We start from the raw sequence: 19,587 nt of genomic DNA, 5'->3' as shown, positions 1-19,587 counted from the left end.
CGCGAGCGCCGCCCCGCGCAGGAAACCGCGTCGCCCGACGCCGCTCGTCTCCGGTGCCCCGCTCATACGGTCCTCCGCGGGTCGCAGAGTGTCGCCACCGAGGCCAGCCGCTCGACCAGGTCGCCGAGGACCGCGTCGACCTGTTCCCGCTGCGCACGGTCCAGCTGGTCGAGCGGAGTCCAGCGGTCGCCGTGACGGAACCCGTCCAGGGTGTGCTGTGCGCGGTCCAACTCCCGGTCGAGGCCGGGCAGATCCGCGTACCGTGTGCTGAGCAGGGGCCGCAGCCGGGCGAGGACGGCGCGGGTGCCGTCGAGGTTGGCACGGGCCGTGGCCAGGTTGCTGCCGCTGCCGTGGTCGGTCCGCCCGGTCAGCTCGAACTGCACGGTGTTCTCCAGGATCTCGTGCGCCCGCAGGCCCAGCTGTGCCGGGTCCATGCGGGCCTGTGCCCAGTTGGTGCTCAGGGCGCGCACGGACTTGACGAGGGCGTCCGCCGGGGCGCGCAGGGCGTCGGCCGACTGGCCGTGCCACAGCCCGTACTCGATGCGGTGGAAGCCGGTGAAGGACGGGTCGTGGACGCCGCCGGGCAGCCCCGCGTCCGTTCCGTTGATCTGTCCGTCCGCGTCACCGAAGGCGTCGTACGCCGCGCCGAGCCGCTCGTAGGCGAGGTGCGCCGGGAGCCAGGCGGAACGGGCGCCGCTGAGGTCCCCGCGGTCGATCGCGTCCCTCAGTTTCCCGGTCAGCCCCACGACCTCGTCCAGACCGCCGGCGACCCACTTCTGGTAGTCGATCGCGAGGGGGATCAGGTCGTGCTCGGTGACCGGCGCCGCGGCGGGCCCGCCCCTCCCCTCGGCGATACGGACCGTGGGGCCGGTGACCGCGTCGGCGTCGTCCGGCAGGCAGGTGAAGGCGTACGAGCCCTTGCCCAGGCGGACGGTCAACGGCCGCGTCGTGCCGGGGCCGAGGCCCTCCACCTCGCCGTACACGGCCCGGCTGCGGGCGTCCTCCAGGTACACCTCGGCGGCACCGCTGGAGGTGTTGTGCAGCTCGAAGACCTGCAGGCCGGGAACCGGACGGTTCCAGCCGCGGCCGCAACCGCTCGGCGACACCTCGACGGTGGTGTGCGGAAGTCCGTCGGCCGCGGCCCGCGCGCGATGGGCTCCGCCGAGGGTCGTGACCAACACGGCCGCCACCAGGGCGAGGGCCGGGAGCAGTCCCCCGGCGGCCCAGAGTCGGGCCGGCCGTGATCCGAGGCCGGGAACCGGCATTCCTCCGCGCCTCCCCGGACGACGTGCGAACGTACCGACGCGCCCGTGTCCCGGGGCGCGATCGCCTCATGCTAGGCAGTGCAACCGGCCCGGACGCACCCTCGACGGGGACCGACACCAAGAGTTCCTTCGCGGTTCACCGAACGGTCCCGGCGGCCGGCGTGCCACGCTACCGCACCTCTTACGGATCCATGACGCGCCCGGCGCGGCCCTGCCGGGTGACGAGGCCGCGCTCCTAGCGTGGGGACCATGCGAGTTCTGGTCACCGGCGGAGCCGGATTCATCGGGTCACATGTCGTCGAGGCCCTTGTGGAGCGTGGGCACGAGGCGGTCGTGTTCGACCGGCGGGAGGGCCGCGACGTGCGGGACGCGAACGTCGTCGCCGGCGCCCTGGCCGGTGTGGACGCGGTGTGCCATCAGGCGGCCATGGTGGGTCTGGGCAACGGCTTCGCCGATGCGGCTGAGTGTGCTGAGTATGTCTCGTGCAACGACCTGGGTACGGCGGTACTGCTCGGCGCCATGGCCGACGCGGGGGTGGGGCGGCTCGTCCTGGCCGGGTCGATGGTGGTCTACGGCGAGGGCGCCTACGCGTGCGAACGGCACGGTACCGTGCGGCCCGGACCCCGGTCCGTCGAGGACCTGGACGCAGGCCGCTTCGAGCCCGTGTGCCCGGCATGCGGGCTGGAGCTCACTCCGGGGTTGGTCGGCGAGGACGCCCGGGTCGATCCACGGAACGTGTACGCGACGACCAAGCTGGCCCAGGAGCATCTGGCGGCCGCATGGGCCCGCTCGACGGGCGGCTCGGCCGTGTCGCTGCGCTACCACAACGTGTACGGCCCCCGGATGCCGCGTGACACCCCGTACGCGGGCGTCGCCTCCTTCTTCCGGTCCGCACTCGCCCGGGGCGAGGCCCCGCGCGTCTTCGAGGACGGCCGCCAGCGACGGGACTTCGTGCACGTACGGGACGTCGCCGCGGCCAATGTGGCGGCGCTGGAGGGGGCTTCACGCGGGGGTGCGCTCACCGCCTACAACACCGGCAGCGGCGAGCCGCACACGGTGGGCGAGATGGCGCGGGCGCTGGCCTCGGCGTACGGCGGGCCGGATCCGGTGGTCACCGGCCAGTACCGGCTGGGGGACGTCCGTCACATCACGGCGGACTCGTCGCGGCTACGGTCCGAGCTGGGCTGGAAACCGGAGGTCGGGTTCGAGGACGGCATGCGGGAGTTCGCACGGGCCGAGCTGCGCGCTCCGTAGGCAACGGCGGAAGGCGGTCCGCCCGCGGTCAGGCACCGGCCGCGGGCAGGCTCACCTCGAAGCGGCAGCCGCCCGGGATGTTGCGTACGGTCGCCCGCCCCTGGTGGGCCTCCACGATGCCGCGGACGATGGCGAGGCCCAGTCCTGCGCCGCCGGGTGGTGTGCGCGCCTCGGTGCCGCGCCAGCCGGTGTCGAAGACCCGCGGCAGGTCCTCCTCGGGGATGCCGCCGCAGCCGTCGGTGACGGCGAGGACCACGCTGTCGGCCGAGCGTTCGGCGCTGACCGCGACCGTGCCGTCCGCGGGGGTGCGCCGGATGGCGTTGACCAGCAGATTGCCCAGGACCCGGCTCATCTCCCCGGCGTCCACCTCGACCGGCACGGGGTCGACGCGGTCGCCGACGAGTTTCACCCCGTGTTCCCGGGCGAGCGGGTCGGCGCCCGCGAGGGCGTCGCCGACCAGGTCGTACAGGGAGACACGGGCGGGGGTGAGGGGGAGCGTCCCGGCATGGATACGGGAGAGTTCGAACAGGTCGCCGACCATGTCGTTGAGGCGCTCGACCTCGGTGCGGATCTGGCGCAGATAGCGGTCGCTGTCGGCGGCGACACCGTCCTCCAGGGCTTCGGACATGGCGCGCAGTCCGGCCAGCGGGGTGCGCAGATCGTGCGAGATCCAGGCGACGAGTTCGCGCCGGGAGGACTCCAGGGCGCGCTCACGCTCCCTGGATTCGGCGAGTTTGGCGCTGGTTGCGGCCAACTCCCGGCTGAGCGCGGCGAATTCGGCTGCGGCCGGGCCGTCGGGGGCGGTGAAGGCGCCGTCGTCGCCGAGGGAACGGGCGGCGCGGGCGAGTTCGTCGCTGCGGGCGACGACCCAGCGGCCCAGCAGCAGGGCGGTGGCCAGGGAGACGACGGCCGCCATCGCGACGACCGTCGTCACGACGGTCAGGTCGTGGACGGACAGGAACATCGCCCATGCGACGGCCAGGGTGCCCGCGAGCATGGCGGTGACGGCGACCGCGGCCACCACGGCGAGGTGGGCGGTCAGCGACCTGCGCCGGATCAGAAGCAGAACACATGCCCCGAGCAGTCCGGCCGCGGCGGCACCGAGGAAGGCGAACAGGGCGATGAGCAGGGTGTCGCGCACGGTCACTCCTCGCCGTCGACGGGGTCGAAGCGGTAGCCCACACCCCATACCGTCTGGATGAGGCGAGGCCTGGCCGGGTCGTCCTCCACCTTGCCGCGCAGCCGCCGGACATGGACGGTGACGGTCGACAGATCACCGAAGTCCCAGCCCCACACCTCGCGCATCAGGTCCTCGCGGCTGAACGCGCGGCCGGGATGGCGCAGGAAGAAGGCGAGCAGGTCGAACTCGCGGAGGGTGAGGGCGAGTTCGGCTCCGTTCTTGGTGGCGCGGCGGGCGGCGGGGTCGACCTGGAGACCGGCTGCGTCCAGCGGATGCGGCGCGGTGGCGGGCCGCGTACGACGCAGTACCGATTCCACCCTCAGCACCAGCTCTCGGGGGCTGAACGGCTTGGTGACGTAGTCGTCGGCGCCCACCTCCAGGCCCAGGATCCGGTCGTCCTCGTCGCCGCGCGCGGTCAGCATGATCACCGGCACGGGTCCGCGTCCGCGCATCCGGCGGCACACCTCCAGGCCGTCCATCCCCGGCAGCATCAGGTCCAGCACGACCAGGTCCGGCCAGTGAGCTGCCGCTCGGGACAGCGCGGTCGGCCCGTCGCCGGCGCGGTCCACGAGGTACCCGGCGCGGTCGAGGTAGCCCGAGACGACCTCGGCGACGGTCGGGTCGTCGTCCACGACGAGGACGCGGGCGCCCGCCGGGCTGCGAGGGGCCGATTCGGGGGTGGGCGATTCGTACGGCTGCTGCATGCCTCCAGCGTTGCACCCGCCCTGGGCACCTGCCTCCCGCCTGCGCCGACGTCCGCGTTTCGTAAGACGTCTGCGCCCTTTATGCCCGTTTCGCGTCCGTAAGGTGAAACCCGTGACGACCTCTCCCACTCCCCCGGACGTCGACGTAGTCCTCCCCTGCCTGAATGAGGCCGAGGCCCTGCCCTGGGTACTCGCCCGCATCCCGTCGGGCTGGCGCGCCCTCGTCGTGGACAACGGATCCACCGACGGCTCGGCAGACATCGCCCGCGAACTGGGCGCGACCGTCGTCGACGAGCCGCGCCGCGGCTTCGGGGCCGCCTGCCACGCCGGGCTGGCCGCCGCCACCGCCGACGTCGTGTGCTTCTGCGACTGTGACGCCTCACTCGACCCGGGGCTACTCGTCCCCTTTGTGCGCCAAGTGCGCGAGGGCGCGGCCGACCTGGTCCTCGGACGACGCCGCCCGCAGGGCCGGGGCGCCTGGCCCGCCCACGCCCGGGCGGGCAATCTCGCGCTCGCCCGGATGCTGCGCCGCCGCACCGGTCTGCACCTGCACGACCTCGGTCCCCTGCGCGCCGCCCGCCGCGAGCCGCTCCTCGCCCTCGGCCTCACCGACCGTCGCAGCGGCTACCCGCTCCAGATGGTCGTCCGCGCCGCCGACGCCGGCTGGCGCATCGCCGAGCACGACGTCCCGTATCTGCCCCGGGCCGGCGCCTCGAAGGTGACGGGCACATGGCGCGGCACCTGGCAGGCGGTACGGGACATGAGCCGCGTCCTCGCCGAAGCCCCCGTCCAAGGAGGAATCCCACGATGACCACCCTGCTCGTCATCGCCAAGGAGCCCCGGCCGGGCCGGGTGAAGACCCGGCTGACGCCGCCGTTCACTCCGGAGGAGGCCGCGGCTCTCGCCGAGGCGGCCCTCGCGGACACCCTCCGTACGGTGGCTGCCGCGCCCGCCGAACGCCGCGTGCTGGTGCTCGACGGGGCGCCCGGCCCGTGGCTGCCCCCGGGCTTCGAAGTGACGCCGCAGTGCGCCGGAGGGCTGGACGAACGGCTGGCCGCCGCGTTCGCGCAATGCACTGGACCTGCGCTGCTGATCGGGATGGACACGCCGCAGGTGACTCCGGAGCTCCTCACCGTGGACTTCGCCGAGTGCGACGCCTGCTTCGGCCCCGCCGACGACGGCGGCTTCTGGGCACTGGGGCTGGCCGCCCCTGAGCCCGCGCTGCTGCGGGGCGTTCCCATGTCGACGCCCACCACGGGCGTCGTGCAGCGCGACCGGCTCGTCGCCGCCGGTCTGCGGGTGCGGGATCTCCCCCGCCTCCGGGACGTGGACACGGCGTACGACGCGGAGGCGGTGGCCGCCTCGGCACCGCACGGCCGCTTCGCCGCGGAGTTCCGCCGGCTGCGGGCGGTCGCCGGGCGATGAGCGCCATACGCCGTCCGGCCGTGGCTTCCCGTGCGTCCACGATCACAGCCGACCGCCCACCTGCCCCGTCCTGGGCCGAGGACCCCTACTCCGAGGCCCTGCACGCCGGGCACGGCCCCCTGTTCCTCAGACGCAGCGACGGCTGGCTGCTCCCCCTGGAGGTGGAACGGTGGTGCGCACGGGCGGACACCGTGGATCTGGAGGTCCTGGGCCGGTGCGAAGGGGCCGTACTGGACGTGGGATGCGGACCGGGGCGCCTGCCGGCGGAACTGGCCGCGCAGGGCCGGACCGCGCTCGGCATCGACGTCAGCGAGACCGCCGTCCTGCGCACCGTGCGCCTCGGTGGCCGCGCACTGCGTCGCTCGGTCTTCGAACCGCTCCCCGATGAAGGCCGCTGGGGCACCGTTCTCCTGATCGACGGCAACATCGGCATCGGCGGCGACCCGCCCGCACTGCTCCGCCGGATCGCCCAACTCCTCGTCCCTGGTGGGCTGTTGATCGCCGAGACCGTGCCGGGCGTCAATGTCGACGAGCGTGTCCAGGTCCATGTCACCGACGGTCGTGGCGCGCCCGGGACTCCCTTCCCCTGGGCGCGCCTGAGCACTCCGGCGCTGCTGAGGCACGCCGTGCGTGCCGGGTGGCGCCCGGACGGTCAGTGGACGGCGGGCGGCCGCTCCTTCCTCGCCCTGCGCAACCGCAGCACGAGCAGCAGCGCCGAGCCCCCGAACAGCACGGCCGTCACCAGCAGCCAACGGGACAGGAACCCGTCGGTGGACAGGCCGGCCGCCGTCCGGTAGCTCGCCGACACCTGCCCGCTGATCAGGGGGAACCAAATCAGCAGGAGCAGCCCGGACAGCGCCGCCGGGACGCGGACGTACATCGTCCACGTCCGGCGGCCGACCGAGCCGAAGGCGCCGGTGACCATCCGGTCCACCACGGAGTACGCCGGCACCAGCACCAGGTCGTGCACCACCGCGGCCCCCACGAACCACAGAGCCACCTGGAGCCAGTCGCCAGCCAGCAGCCGCACCCCCGCGTAGCCTGCGAGCGCGAACGAGCAGGCGAGCAAAAGGAGCTGCAGCGGGCTGCCCACCCACCGGCGCACCGGCCACCCCTTGCGAAGACCGTCCATCACAGTTCTCCGAACGTCATCCGGGCCACCCATTTCGTGTTCAGCACTCCCGGCGCCGCCGGAACGATGACACGGGCGGGGTAGCCGTGGTCGGCGGTCAGCGGCTCGCCGTTGACGTCCAGGGCGAGCAGGGAGCGCGGGTCCGCCACCTGATTGGCCCGCAGCGCGGCCCGGCGGAACGCCCCGTGCCGTTGCAGTGACTCCACCAGGACGTCCGACGGATTCTCGTACCCGACCATTGAGGCGAGACGGCGCAGCTGCACGCCCCGCCACCACTGGTTCGACGTCGACCAGCCCTCCACACAGGCGATGGGCAGAGCGGAACTGTGCAACGGCATGGCGAGCAGGTCGGCGCGGCTGAGCCGGACCGTTCCTGTACGCCCGACGACGACGAGTCTCCACGCGTCATCGCTCGTCTCCTGTGCCGTGATCCCCGCGTACGCGGCCGTCTTGTTGATCTGGAAGCCGCCGGGTCCCGCACCGGGGTCGGCGCCGCCGTGCGGAGCCAGTAGGGCGGTGTCCCGCAGCACTCCGTCGAAGCTGCGCCCCGCCGTCGTGGCGAAAAGCAGCAGCGACGCACCACCGACGAAGCCGAGGGCGCCACGCCGGGAGACCGTGGGCTCGGCGGGATCCGGGGACACCAGATCCCCTTCCTCTTCCTTCGCACGTTCCTCTTCCTTCGCACGTCCCTCTTCCTTCGCACGTTCCTCTTCCTTCGCACGTCCCTCTTCCTTCGCACGGAGTCGACGCAGGTTGCGGACGGCTGCGGGCATCTTCAGCACCGTATGGACGACGAACGCGGCGAAGAACACCCAGGCCCCGTAGAAGTGCAGGGGGTAGAAGGAGCCGGGGAAGATGTAGTCGAGCTGGACGTTGAGCACGCCCGTCGTGAACTCGAAGAGCGCTCCGCCGACCAGCAGGAGCAGGGAGACACGCTCCAGCGCGTGCGCGAGCGAGCGGGCCGGGGGCAGGGCGAACAGCTTGGGTACGACCGACCACAGCTTCGCCAGCAGCACCGGGATCAGTGTGATCCCGAGCGTGACATGGACGCCTTGGGTCAGCCGGTACAGCCACGCGGGATCGGTCGGCCAGGAGAAGAGGTAGAAGCCGAGGATTCCCTTGTCCGGGGTCATGTCGTTCACCCGCGACAGCCCCGGGTTGTACGCGGCGTACGACACGAGCCCGGTGACGAACAGCACCGTGATCCCCGCGAGCAGCACCACACCGAGCACGGAGGTGAACCACGGACCGCGCACGGGACTGCGCCAGAAGGCCGGGGAAGAAGGAGAACGAGCCATGCCTCGACCGTAGGCCCGTGAAGCCCGCCGAAAGGGCCCTGAACCATGACGAAACGCTGACGTCCTCGCCCGCGCGGGCCGCGACCGGCGGTGCGCGGCATAGCGTCCCGGTGTGAACCGCGATCTTCTTCGTGATCTGTATGCCACCGTGGCTGCCGCGCTGCTCGTCGCGGCGGCCGCTGTCGTCGGCACGGTCATCGAGCACCGGCACGGCACCCTGTACGTGAACTGGCCACCGTTGTTCGCGCGTTGGGAACCGCACATCGGTCCCGGCACCCCTGCCGCACTGGCCGTGGCCGCCGCGGTCGTGGTGTACGGCCCCTCCCTCGCGGCCCGTCTGCCATGGCGTGTACTGCTCCTTGCCACCTGGGGCACGGCGATGGCGTGGACGTGGTCACTCGCGCTCGTGGACGGCTGGCAGCGCGGCGTCGCCGGCCGGCTGACGACCCGGGAGGAGTACCTCCGGGTCATCGGCCGCTTCCACGACATCCCGGGCACCCTGCGGGACTTCACCCACCACATTCTGGAAGGCTCGCCGGACTACTGGCCCGCGCACGTGGCCGGACACCCGCCGGGCGCCACCCTCACCTTCGTCCTCCTCGACCGGACCGGGCTGGGCGGCGGGGCATGGGCGGGCGCCTGGTGCATCACCGTCGGCACGACCGCGGCGGTCGCTGTCCTCATCGGCGTACGGGCGCTGGCCGGTGAGGCGCTCGCCCGCCACGCCGCGCCTTTCCTGGTCCTCGCGCCCGCCGCCGTATGGGTGGGCACCTCCGCGGACGGGTACTTCTCAGCAGTGGCCGCCTGGGCCGTGGCGTTCCTCGCCCTGGCGGTGACGGGCTCACGGCCGGGGGCCGCGGGACTCGCGTCGGGACTCCTGTTCGGCCTCACCGTCTATCTCTCCTACGGCCTCACCCTGTTCGCCGTGATCGCGGGCGCCGTCCTCGTGCTCGGAACCCGACGGCTTCGTCCCCTCCCCTTTCTCCTCGCCGGGCTGGCCGTCGTCCCGGTCGCGTTCACCGTGGCGGGCTTCGACTGGTGGGAGGCGTACCCCCTCCTGGTGCGCCGCTACTACCAGGGCATCGGAGGCGCCCGCCCCTACAGCTACTGGATCTGGGCGAACCTCGCCTGCACCGTTGTCATCGTGGGACCTGCCACGGTGGCAGGGCTACGACGGGCCGCCGCCACCGTGATCCCCTCGGTCCGTGCGCGTGTGCCCGCCACCCCGGAGACACGCCTCGCCGTGCTCGTGTTCGCCACGCTCGCCGCCCTGCTCGTGGCCGATGTGTCGGGGATGAGCAAGGCGGAGACGGAGCGCATCTGGCTGCCGTTCGCGATGTGGCTGCTGCCGGCCTGCGCGTACCTCACCCGGCCCCGAGCCTGGCTCACGGCTCAGGCCGTTCTCGCCCTGCTCGTCAATCACCTGCTGCTGACCGGCTGGTGACCGCGCCCCACAGGTCAGGTGTGCTCGGTGCCACGCCCACCGGTCAGACGGTCCCGGTGCCACGCCCACCGGTCAGACGGTCCCGGTGCCACGCCCACCGGTCAGACGGTCCCCGTGGCCCGGCGTTCGAAGACCACGCGTCCGTCGAAGACGGTCAGGTCCACCTGCACCTGTGTGATCTCGTGCGGGTCGAGGTCCAGCAGCGGCCGGTCCAGGACGCACAGGTCGGCTGCCTTGCCCGACTCGATGGTGCCCTTCCAGTCGTCCGCGAAGTCCTGCCACGCCGTACGGTTCGGCGGCACCCCGTCGCCGAAGATCTTGACGCCGATGGCGCTGAGCAGCCGTGGGTCGGCCGCCTCTGGGCGGCTCAGCTCGGCCAGGCCCTTGCGGAGGTCGTCGGCGGAGCCGCCCATCGGGGCGGGCAGCAGCAGCACGCTGACCCGGGCATCGAGTTCGCCGTCCGCCACGAGTTCGGCGTACGCCGTCCAGTTGTCGGTACTCAGGCCGCCGTACAGGCTTCCGGTGCCACCGGGGCCGAGGCCTGGCTCGTGGTGCACCTCTCCACGGCCGGCGCCGACGCCTACGACACCGAGGCACGCCGACTGCTCGCCGCCGTCATGCCTGCCCTCGCGGCACTCGCCGACCCTGTGGCGCGGGTCGGCGACCTGCACGGCCTCGCGAAGGAGCGCGCGGCGAGCCTGGTGACCGCGGGCGGAGCCGTCGACCTCCCCGGCAGGGACCGCCCTCGGGTACTGGAGGGCGGGGAGTTCCACCGTCTGGCACGCGCCTTCGCCGACACGGGCGGGCCCCGGCATGAGGGCGGACTTGACGCTGGTGCACGAGACGCCCACCGAACTGCCGTACGGACTCAGTCCGCAGGAGCCGGAGGTGCTCACTCTGGCCGCCACCGGACAGACCAACCAGGCCATCGCGCAGGCGCTGTTCCTCTCGCCGCGGACCGTGCACAGCCATGTCGAGCATCTGCTCCCGCAGGACGGGCGCCGCCTCCCGCGCCGAGGCCACGGCTCTCGCCCTCCGCGACGGCCTGCTCCGGCCGACCCCGGACCGCCTCGCGCACCTCGTCGAACGGTGAGCCGGACACGTGGCCGACGCCCGTGACGGCGGCCCGGCAACAACCATCCCACGCCTCTCTCTTGACGCGTCCGTCGCACGATGGGAGCTTTTTTATCGATACAAAGGATCTCACGCCGGAGTGCGCCCGTGCCCACTGCCACCGCGGTCATCAACCTCGACATCGAGGGTCCGAGGATCAGCCGCCATTTGTACGGCCATTTCGCCGAGCACCTCGGCCGCTGCATCTACGGCGGCTTCTGGGTCGGAGAGGACTCGCCGGTACCCAACGAGAGCGGCATCCGCCTCGACATCGTGCAGGCCCTGCGCGCCCTGAACATCCCCAACCTGCGCTGGCCCGGCGGCTGTTTCGCCGACGAGTACCACTGGAAGGACGGCATCGGGCCGAGGGACCGGCGGCCCAGGATGGTCAACACGCACTGGGGCGACGTCGAGGAGAACAACCACTTCGGCACCCATGAGTTCATGGCCCTGTGCGAACTGCTCGGCGCCGAGCCGTACATCAGCGGCAACGTGGGCAGCGGCACCGTGCAGGAGATGAGCGAGTGGGTCGAGTACCTGACGCGTGACGGCGACAGCCCGATGGTGCGGCTGCGCAGGGCCAACGGCCGCGAGGCGCCCTGGCGCGTGAAGTTCTGGGGCATCGGGAACGAGACGTGGGGCTGCGGCGGCAACATGCGCGCCGAGTACTCCGCCGACCTGGCCCGGCAGTACGCCACGTACTGCCGGGACCACGGCGACAACAAGCTCTACCGCATCGCCTCGGGCGCGTCCGACGACGACTACAAGTGGACCGAGACGCTGATGCAGCAGATCAGCTGCTTCGGCTGCGAGGCCACCCCGAAGAACTTCTTCCAAGGCATCTCCGTCCACCACTACACACTGTCCGGCCCCTGGGAGTCCAAGGGCAGCGCCACCGGCTTCGACACCGACGACTACTACCGCACGATGCTGTCGGCCCGCCGCATCGACCGCATCCTCACCGGTCACTCCACAGTCATGGACGTCTACGATCCCGCACGCACGGTAGGTCTCGTCCTGGACGAGTGGGGCACCTGGTGGGACGTCGAACCGGGCACCAACCCCGGCTTCCTGTACCAGCAGAACACCCTGCGCGACGCGCTTGTGGCGAGTACGCACTTCGACGTCTTCCACCGGCACGCCGAGCGCCTCTATATGGCCAACATCGCGCAGACCGTGAACGTCCTCCAGGCGATGCTCCTCACCGACGGCGAGGCACTGGTGCTGACCCCGACCTACCACGTGTTCGAGATGAACAAGGGCCACCAGGACGCCACCTCGCTGACCGTCCATCTACGTACGGACGACGCCCGCCGGCGCGTGGGGGACACCGAACTCGACACCCTGTCCGCCTCCGCCAGCGTCAAGGACGGCACGCTCCTCGTCTCGCTGTCCAACCTGGACGCCGAGGAGGCCGCCGAGGTGACGCTCGACCTGCGCGGCGGCTCCGTCGGCGAGCCGACCGCCCGCCTGCTGACGGCCGGCCGGCTCCAGGCCCACAACACCCCGGACGCGCCGACCGCGGTCGCCCCTCGCCCCTTCGACGCTCTCACCGTCACCGATCGGGGCCTGACCCTGACTCTGCCGCCGCACTCGTTCCTGACGCTCCGGGCCCCGATGGCCTGACCACCGCGGCTGTCCGCGCTCGTCTGCGAACTCTCGCCTCCTCCTTCAGCGTTCTGCGCACCCGTACACATAGGAGACGATCAAGCATGACCCGGTCCGCACGCCCGATCCCCGAGCGGCATCTGCGTCCTCCGATGGGCTGGAACAGCTGGGACTGCTACGGCACCACCGTCACCGAGGAAGAGGTCCTCGCCAACGCGGCCTTCCTGCAGGAGCACATGCTGGCCCACGGCTGGGACACGGTCGTCGTGGACATCCAGTGGTACGAGCCCACCGCCCGCGCCCATGGCTACAACCCGGACGCCCCGCTGATCCTCGACGACCACGGCCGCCAGCTCCCCGCTCCGAACCGGTTCCCCTCTGCGGCGAACGGCGCGGGCTTCGGACCACTGGCCGACCGCGTACACCGACTCGGGCTGCGTTTCGGCCTGCACATCATGCGGGGCATTCCACGCCGCGCCGTCGCCGCCCGCCTGCCCGTGGCGGGCACCGGCTGGACCGCCGACGAGATCGCCGACACCGGCTCCGTCTGTCCCTGGAACTCCGACAACTACGGCCTGAACCACGACCACCCGGGCGCCCAGGCGTACTACGACTCACAGGTCGCCCAATTCGCCCGGTGGGGCGTCGACTTCATCAAGGCCGACGACATGCTCTTCCCCTACCACGAGCGGGAGATCTCCGCCTACGCCCGGGCCATCGCGCGCAGCGGCCGGCCCATCGAGCTGAGCCTGTCCCCCGGCACCGACGTCTCCCTCGCACACCTCGCCCACCTGCGGGACACCGCCACCATGTGGCGCGTCTGCGACGACCTGTGGGACCGGTGGGAGGACGTCGAGGCCCAGTTCGCCCGCATGGCCCGGTGGGCCCCGTGGCAGGGCACAGTAGCGACAGGCGGCTCCGCCGCGGGCGGCTGGGCGGACTCCGACATGCTGCCCCTCGGCCATATCGGCATCCGGGCCGAACGGGGCGACGACCGGCTCTGCCGGCTCACCCGCGCCGAGCAGATCAGCCTGCTGACGCTGTGGCTGATCTCCCGCTCCCCGCTGATGATGGGCGGCGACCTGCCCACCAGCCCGCCGGAGACGATCGAGCTGCTCACCAACGACGAAGCGCTCGCCGTCCTGTGGCACAGCACCGACAACCGTGAGGTCCTGCGCGAGGGAGACCTCGTCCTGTGGACCGCCGGCGACACCGACGGGCGCACCCGCTACGCAGCCGTGTTCTCCCTGGCCGATGCCCCCGAGCGCGTCACCGTCCCGCTCGGCTCCCTCGGCGCCCGTCCCGACGACCGCCTCCGGGAACTGTGGACCCGCACCGACACCCCGCACGACGGCCACAGCCTGAGCGTCGACCTGCCCGCCCACGGTGCGGCCCTCTACCGTCTTGCCCAGGACGTGGAGCAGGAGTGAGGCGTGACGACCATCCAGGACGTGGCGAAGGCGGCCGGTGTCTCGGCGATGACCGTCTCCAACGTGATCAACGGCCACCCGAACGTGCGCCCCGCAACGCGTGAGAAAGTCCTCGAGGCGATGGGCCGGCTCGACTACCGCGTCAACGTGGCCGCCCGCAATCTCCGCAAGGGCCGCACCGGAACCATCGGCCTCGCCGTCCCCGAGGTGAACCGGCCCTACTACGGCCGGCTGGCCGCCGCCATCATCACCACGGCCGAACGGTACGGCCTCCGGGTGAGCGTCGAGCAGACCGGCGCGCTGCGGGAGAACGAGCTGGAGGCGCTGTCCCTCTCGCGCAACCGCCTGTACGACGGTCTCATCCTCGCCACCGTGGGCATGGGACCCGCGGATGCCGAGTGGTTCAAGGTGGACCACCCGGTCGTCATCCTGGGCGAGCGGATCTTCGGCGGTCCCGTGGACCATGTCGCCATGCCCAATGTCGAAGCTGCCCGCGCGGCGACCCGCCACCTGATCGAGCGCGGCTGCCGGCGCATCGCGATCGTGTGCGGACGGATGGGCGAGGAGGTCGATGTGTCGAGCCTGCGGTACACCGGCTACCGGGAGGCCCTGGAGGGCGCGGGCCTGCCCGTGGACCCCTGCCTGGTGCGCACCGTGGCGGCGCTCACCATGGGCGAGGGCGCGCTCTGCGCCCACGAGATGGCCCGCAGCGGCCTCGACCACGACGGCGTGTTCTGTGTGACGGACACCGTCGCCATGGGGGTGCTGCGCGGCCTGGCCGATGCGGGGATCCGGGTGCCCGATCAGGTCAAGGTCATCGGCTTCGACAACGTGGAGGAGAGCGAGTTCCTCGTTCCCTCGCTGTCCACTCTCGACCCCGACCACGACACGATGGCCGAGCGGGCGGTGGCACTCCTGGTCCGACGGATCGAGGAGACCGGGCCGCGCGCGGAGCAGGAGGAGTTCGTCGGCCCGTTCTCACTGGTGGTGCGGGAGTCGACGGGTCCGCACGGCTGAGGCCACAGGGCACGAGGAGCCATGGGCGTTCAACCGTTCGGTTGAACGCCCATTCCACCTGAAGCACGCCCGTCGCTCCGTTCGGGCGACGCGGAGATCTGCCCGGGACAACCAGAATCAACACCGCCCATGGCGCCGGGCCCCGGAACATCACCCCCATCAGAGAGGTCTCCGCAGCGTGTCCAGCTTCCTCAGCAGACGACGTGTCCTCACCACCGGAGCCGGTGCCGCCCTCGGAATCGGAGCGCTCGGCGCGAACGCGGTCCCGGCAGCCGCCTCCCCCGCCGCGTCCCGAGGTGCCTCGGGGGCCGAGGAGAGCCGGACGCTCGACGAGCTGTACCAGGCCGCCCTCGCGGAAGGCAGCAAGCTCGTCATCTACGCCGGCGGCGACACCCCTACGCAGCAGGACGCCACCAAGGCAGCCTTCCTGAAGCGCTTCCCGGGCATCGACCTGACGCTCGTCGTCGACTACAGCAAGTACCACGACGTCCGCGTGGACAACCAGTTCGCCACGGGCACCCTCGTCCCTGATGTCGTACAGCTGCAGACCCTGCAGGATTTCGTGCGCTGGAAGGAGCAGGGCCGGCTGCTGCGCTACAAGCCCGCCGGGTTCTCGAAGGTGTACGACGGCTTCAAGGATCCGCAGGGCGCCTGGGTCGCGATCGGGGCGATCGCCTTCAGCTTCATGTACTCCGCCGCCGCGGTCGGCTCGGACGCGCCGCGCACTCCGCTCGATCTGACCGACCCGAAGTGGAAGGGAAAGATCGCGTCGTCCTACCCGCACGACGACGACGCGGTCCTCTACCTCTACTCCTTGTACGCCCAGAGGTACGGCTGGGACTGGGTGGCCGCTCTCGCCGCCCAGGACGTGCGGTTCGCGCGGGGCAGCAACTCCCCGGGCGACGCGGTCCGCGGCGGCCAGAAGGCGATCGGCATCGGCGGTTCGGGCTCACTGGCCGCGCCTGCGTCGTCCCCCACCCGCTTCGTCGTCGCCGACGGACACCCGTTCATGGCCTGGGGCCAGCGGGCCGCGATCCTGAAGCAGGCCAAGAACCCGACCGCGGCCAAGCTCTACCTGAACTGGCAGCTGTCCACCACCCAGCAGCAGGCGTCCTTCAACGGCTGGTCCGTGCGTACCGACATCACTCCCGCGGCGGCTCTGAAGCCGATCTGGGAGTATCCCGACGCGCACATCGACGGGTTCCCCCGTTTCATGGCCGACCGCGCCCAGGTGGAGCGCTGGAAGCAGACGTTCGCCCTGTACTTCGGCGAGGTCAAGGGTGACCCCACGCCCGGCTGGCTGGGCCTGCATCCGGGCGCCTAGCGTCTGCGGGGCTGTCGGCACGGCTCCCCCGCAGGCCGGCAGCCCCGCTCTTCACATCGGTCATACAGCGCGCGGATAGACTCGGACGTCCTTCCGAGTGGATCAGTCCGTCCAGGGGAATCTGCCGTGCCCGACCGCGCTCCCGCCCATGAAGCACCGACGGTCCGCGGCAGGCGGTTCACGCTCGAACACGCCCCGCACCTCGTGTTCTTCCTCGTCGTCGGCGCCGCCGTCATGCGGTTCGTCAGTATGCGCAGCGCGCTGTGCTGGGACATGGTCACCGTCAGCGGTCTGCTGGCTCTGGTGTACACGGCCGGTCTGGCCCTGTGGAACCGGCTTGGTCCGCTCGGCCGGTGCGCCTGGGTCTCGGTGCTGCTCATCCTGTGGGGAGTTCTCGTCCTTCTCGCCCCGGCGCCGCTGACCACCGCGTACGCCTGGTGCGGTGTTCCGCTGGCGTGTGCGGCCCTGCGTGCGCTGGGAGGCCGTTCGGCCGTCGTTGCGGTGGCCGTGATCACCGTCGTGCTGGGCGGGCAACTGATCCGGACGACGGACCGGTTCGACCCGGAGATGGGGTTGATCCCCGTGGCGGCCGTCTGGAGCACCTTGGCCCTGTACCGCATGCAGCAGCGGGACGCCACCGAACGCCGACGTCTCGTGGAGCAGTTGCAGAGTACGCGCGACGTCCTGGCCGAGCAGCAGCGCCGGGCGGGCATGCTCGCGGAGCGCACACGTATCGCCCGGGATCTGCACGACACGCTGGCCCAGGAACTCGCCGCCGGTCTGATGCTGCTCCAGGCGGCCGAGCGGGACTGGGAGCAGCGGCCGACTGTGGCCCGCACCCGGGTCCGTGCGGTCGCCGACGGGCTGGACGCCAATCTCACCGAGACCCGCCGGATCATCCAGGGGCTCACCCCCTCCGCCGTCGCCGAAGCCGGGCTCGAAGGCTCGCTGCGTCTGCTGTGTGCCCAGGCCGGGAAGGACGGCACCGGGGCGCGGGTGCGGTTCCGCTCCGTGGGAGACGATCGCCCCCTGCTGGACGAGCAGGCCGCCGCCACCCTGTTCCGCGTCGCGCAGAGCACGCTGGCGAACGCGCGCGAGCACGCACACGCGGTGAACGTGCTCGTCACCCTCCACCACCATGCAGACCGGGTCGAACTCGACGTCTGCGACGACGGCGTCGGCTTCGACCCCGCCCTCGCCCGCTCAGCCGCCCGGCCGAACCGCGGCTTCGGCCTCCCCGCGGCACGGGCCCGGCTGCGCGAATGGGGCGGTGATCTGGAGGTCACCAGCGTGCCGGGCCGTGGCACCCGGGTCCGGGCCGCCGTGCCCGCGCATCCGGCAGCCCGCCCTCTCGCGCCCATGACCTCGGCGACCGCGGGATGACCGCCGCACCCATCCGCCTGCTGATCGCGGACGATCACGCCGTGGTACGGGCGGGGCTGCGGGCCCTGCTGGAGGGCGAACCGGACTTCGACGTGATCGCGGAAGCGGAGAGCGGCGAGGAGGCCGTGCGCCTTGCCGGCCGGCTGGCGCCGGACGTCGTGCTGATGGACCTGCGGTTCGCCGGCCCGGGAGCCGGAATCGACGGTATCGAGGCGGTCCGCCGGCTGGCGACGGCAGCGCCGGACGTACCTGTACTGATGCTGACCAGCTACTCCGGCCGCACCGACGTCGTGCGCGCACTGGAGGCGGGCGCGCGCGGCTACGTCCTGAAGGCAGGTCCGCCCGAGGAACTCTTCCGGGCCGTCCGTGGCGCGGCCTCCGGGATCATGGCCCTTGCCTCCGAGGTCGTCGGCGCACTCGTCGGCCAAGTGGTCAGTCCCGACCACGAGTTGACCGGACGCGAGATCGAGGTCGTCCGGCTGATGGCGGAGGGCCGCAGCAACCGGGCCATCGCGCAATCCCTGTTCCTCAGCGAGGCGACCGTCAAGACGCACCTCGTACGCATCTACCGGAAGCTGAGCGTCGAGAACAGGGCGGCAGCCGTGTCGGAGGCCGTCCGCAGGGGGCTCCTCGACCTCGACTGACGTGAGCGGTCTAACCGCCTACGCGGGTCGAGGCAGCACCGGGCGATGCGCCGAAGTGACGTGCCGTCGTCAGCAGCACCAGGGCCAGACCGGCCGGCACGGCGTACGCCAGACGGAACAGGCCCGTGGCGCCCAGTGCTCCGCTGACCCCCGCCCCCAAGAGCACACCGGCATAGTTGAAGGCGTTCAGCCGGGCCAGCACGTCCTCGGCGGCATCGGGGCGCAGACGGCCGGCGGAGGCGAGGCACAGCGGTACCAGCACGGCGACGCCCAGGCCCGCGCACCCCGCGGCGAGGACCGCGTACGGCCACCCGGGAGCCGCGGCCAGTCCGGCCAGGGCGGCGGCCGTGAAGAGTGTGGCAGTACGGACGACCGCGGCCGGTCCGATCCTGCGCACGAGGCGGTCGCCGCATGCCCGGCCGGTGACGGTGCCCACCTGATAGGCGGCGTAGGCCAGGGGGGCGGCGGCCGGCGAGGCGCCGAGGGTGCGGTGGAGATACACCGTCGACCAGGCGGAGACCGTGGAGTCGACGACGTAGGCGACCAGGAGGACGCATCCGAACGGGGCGAGCCTTGCCCACAGGCCGCGACCCTGAGGTGCCGGTCGGCGTCCGGCGGCCGGCTGCGACGTCTCGGGTGCGGCGAGTCGGTGCGCGCGGACGGTCAGCGCGAGGGCCGCCACCAGCGCGGCATGCACCGTCAGGACGTCGGCCACCGGCCACCCCAGGCGGGCCATGCCGGCCGTCAGGAGTGCGCCGGTGACCCCGGCGGCGCTCCAGGCCGCGTAGAAGGACGCGAAGATGCTGCGGCCGTAGTGGAGTTCGACGGCGGTTGCCCGGGTGTTCGCCGAGACGTCGATGCCGCCGAGAGCCAGTCCGAGCAGGAGGTACCCGGCGGTGGCCACGGCCGGGTCCGGAGCCCGTCCGACGATCAGCAGGGCGCCGGCGGCCACAAGGGCCGCACCGCGCATGACAGCGACCGCGCCCAGACGCCGCACCGCGGCGAGCCCGGCGAAACTGCCTGCGCCCGCCGCCAGGGCGAGGGCGACAGTGAGCGCGGTCATTGTCAGAGGGGACAGGCCCAGCTGCCGCTCCACGGCCGGCACCGTGGTGGACACGGCGGCCACGGCCGCTCCCTGGGCGGCGAACACGGCCGCCGTGGCCCGCCGGGCCCGCGCGTGCAGGTCCGTCTCCACGAGCTGCTTCGGAGCCGGGGTGCGCAGGGAAAACGTCATAGTAGACCTTCGTTTCACGGGTCACCGACGGATCGGGGTGCGAGGGTGCCGCAACCGTAGGGAGATCGCGGGGACGGGACACAGGACGCCAGGGGCCAGATCGGGGACCGCCGCGGCCACGCGCGCGACGGC

At 72.0% G+C, this 19,587-nt stretch carries 18 protein-coding genes; 12 read left to right on the top strand and 6 right to left on the bottom strand.

All coding sequences use genetic code 11. The annotated features are described in order from the left end of the window. Nucleotides 1-62: 62 nt before the first annotated feature. Nucleotides 63-1,265, bottom strand: a complete 1,203-nt coding sequence (locus tag ABT186_RS27000; protein ID WP_351927246.1) for an EfeM/EfeO family lipoprotein — start codon at nt 1,263-1,265, stop codon at nt 63-65. Between the two features lie 249 nt (nt 1,266-1,514). Between ABT186_RS27000 and ABT186_RS26995 the strand changes: the two genes are divergently transcribed. Next, nucleotides 1,515-2,519 carry an NAD-dependent epimerase/dehydratase family protein gene (locus ABT186_RS26995; RefSeq protein ID WP_351232202.1) on the top strand — a complete coding sequence of 335 codons (1,005 nt, stop codon included), beginning with the start codon at nt 1,515-1,517 and terminating at the stop codon, nt 2,517-2,519. A gap of 28 nt (nt 2,520-2,547) precedes the next feature. On the opposite strand, the gene ABT186_RS26990 is transcribed toward ABT186_RS26995, so the two are convergent. Together ABT186_RS26990 and ABT186_RS26985 are read right to left on the bottom strand one after the other, a co-directional pair. Beyond that, nucleotides 2,548-3,660, bottom strand: coding sequence for a sensor histidine kinase (locus ABT186_RS26990; protein WP_351232200.1), 1,113 nt, complete (start codon nt 3,658-3,660; stop codon nt 2,548-2,550). A 2-nt stretch (nt 3,661-3,662) separates the two neighbouring features. Continuing rightward, nucleotides 3,663-4,403 (bottom strand): response regulator transcription factor, encoded by a 741-nt coding sequence (locus tag ABT186_RS26985; RefSeq protein ID WP_351232198.1) that lies wholly within the window; start codon nt 4,401-4,403, stop codon nt 3,663-3,665. A 103-nt stretch (nt 4,404-4,506) separates the two neighbouring features. On the opposite strand from ABT186_RS26985, the gene ABT186_RS26980 reads away from it, so the two are divergent. The 3 genes from ABT186_RS26980 to ABT186_RS26970 are packed head-to-tail and all read left to right on the top strand — an operon-like array spanning nt 4,507 to nt 6,625. Beyond that, nucleotides 4,507-5,214 carry a glycosyltransferase family 2 protein gene (locus tag ABT186_RS26980; protein WP_351232196.1) on the top strand — a complete coding sequence of 236 codons (708 nt, stop codon included), beginning with the start codon at nt 4,507-4,509 and terminating at the stop codon, nt 5,212-5,214. Then, nucleotides 5,211-5,828: a TIGR04282 family arsenosugar biosynthesis glycosyltransferase gene (locus ABT186_RS26975; RefSeq protein WP_351232194.1), complete on the top strand. Its 618-nt coding sequence runs from the start codon at nt 5,211-5,213 to the stop codon at nt 5,826-5,828. The genes ABT186_RS26980 and ABT186_RS26975 overlap by 4 nt, the downstream gene beginning before the upstream one ends. Next, nucleotides 5,825-6,625, top strand: coding sequence for a class I SAM-dependent methyltransferase (locus tag ABT186_RS26970; RefSeq protein WP_351232192.1), 801 nt, complete (start codon nt 5,825-5,827; stop codon nt 6,623-6,625). The genes ABT186_RS26975 and ABT186_RS26970 overlap by 4 nt, the downstream gene beginning before the upstream one ends. A gap of 334 nt (nt 6,626-6,959) precedes the next feature. Here the strand turns inward: ABT186_RS26970 and ABT186_RS26965 are convergent, their stop codons facing one another. After that, the gene (locus tag ABT186_RS26965; RefSeq protein ID WP_351927244.1) at nt 6,960-8,258 is read right to left on the bottom strand and encodes a molybdopterin-dependent oxidoreductase; all 1,299 of its coding nucleotides are present in this window, start codon (nt 8,256-8,258) and stop codon (nt 6,960-6,962) included. A 112-nt stretch (nt 8,259-8,370) separates the two neighbouring features. Between ABT186_RS26965 and ABT186_RS26960 the strand changes: the two genes are divergently transcribed. Continuing rightward, the gene (locus ABT186_RS26960; RefSeq protein WP_351927243.1) at nt 8,371-9,702 is read left to right on the top strand and encodes a hypothetical protein; all 1,332 of its coding nucleotides are present in this window, start codon (nt 8,371-8,373) and stop codon (nt 9,700-9,702) included. Nucleotides 9,703-9,803: 101 nt separating this feature from the next. Here ABT186_RS26960 and ABT186_RS26955 read toward each other — a convergent pair whose 3' ends face one another. After that, nucleotides 9,804-10,622: an amidohydrolase family protein gene (locus ABT186_RS26955; RefSeq protein ID WP_351232209.1), complete on the bottom strand. Its 819-nt coding sequence runs from the start codon at nt 10,620-10,622 to the stop codon at nt 9,804-9,806. A 50-nt stretch (nt 10,623-10,672) separates the two neighbouring features. On the opposite strand from ABT186_RS26955, the gene ABT186_RS26950 reads away from it, so the two are divergent. From ABT186_RS26950 to ABT186_RS26920, 7 genes are all read left to right on the top strand, one after another. Continuing rightward, nucleotides 10,673-10,795, top strand: a complete 123-nt coding sequence (locus ABT186_RS26950) for a hypothetical protein (protein WP_351232211.1) — start codon at nt 10,673-10,675, stop codon at nt 10,793-10,795. A 128-nt stretch (nt 10,796-10,923) separates the two neighbouring features. Further along, on the top strand, nt 10,924-12,441 hold the full coding sequence (locus ABT186_RS26945) for an alpha-N-arabinofuranosidase (RefSeq protein WP_351232187.1): 1,518 nt from the start codon (nt 10,924-10,926) through the stop codon (nt 12,439-12,441). 86 nt (nt 12,442-12,527) lie between these two features. Continuing rightward, nucleotides 12,528-13,853 (top strand): glycoside hydrolase family 27 protein, encoded by a 1,326-nt coding sequence (locus ABT186_RS26940; RefSeq protein WP_351232185.1) that lies wholly within the window; start codon nt 12,528-12,530, stop codon nt 13,851-13,853. A 3-nt stretch (nt 13,854-13,856) separates the two neighbouring features. Continuing rightward, nucleotides 13,857-14,870 carry a LacI family DNA-binding transcriptional regulator gene (locus ABT186_RS26935; protein ID WP_351927241.1) on the top strand — a complete coding sequence of 338 codons (1,014 nt, stop codon included), beginning with the start codon at nt 13,857-13,859 and terminating at the stop codon, nt 14,868-14,870. Nucleotides 14,871-15,048: 178 nt separating this feature from the next. Then, nucleotides 15,049-16,194 (top strand): ABC transporter substrate-binding protein, encoded by a 1,146-nt coding sequence (locus tag ABT186_RS26930; protein WP_351927239.1) that lies wholly within the window; start codon nt 15,049-15,051, stop codon nt 16,192-16,194. A 126-nt stretch (nt 16,195-16,320) separates the two neighbouring features. Further along, nucleotides 16,321-17,577, top strand: coding sequence for a sensor histidine kinase (locus ABT186_RS26925; protein ID WP_351927237.1), 1,257 nt, complete (start codon nt 16,321-16,323; stop codon nt 17,575-17,577). Further along, complete coding sequence (locus ABT186_RS26920; protein ID WP_351927235.1) at nt 17,574-18,221, top strand: response regulator; 648 nt, start codon at nt 17,574-17,576, stop codon at nt 18,219-18,221. The genes ABT186_RS26925 and ABT186_RS26920 overlap by 4 nt, the downstream gene beginning before the upstream one ends. Nucleotides 18,222-18,231: 10 nt before the next feature. Here ABT186_RS26920 and ABT186_RS26915 read toward each other — a convergent pair whose 3' ends face one another. Then, entirely contained in the window at nt 18,232-19,455 is a 1,224-nt protein-coding gene (locus ABT186_RS26915; protein WP_351927233.1) for an MFS transporter, read from the bottom strand. Nucleotides 19,456-19,587: the final 132 nt, after the last annotated feature.

The organism is Streptomyces sp. NPDC001634 (assembly GCF_040298185.1).
Lineage (GTDB): Bacteria > Actinomycetota > Actinomycetes > Streptomycetales > Streptomycetaceae > Streptomyces.
The sequence above is the reverse complement of the archived record's forward strand: the minus strand, read 5'-3'. Positions and strand labels throughout refer to the sequence as shown.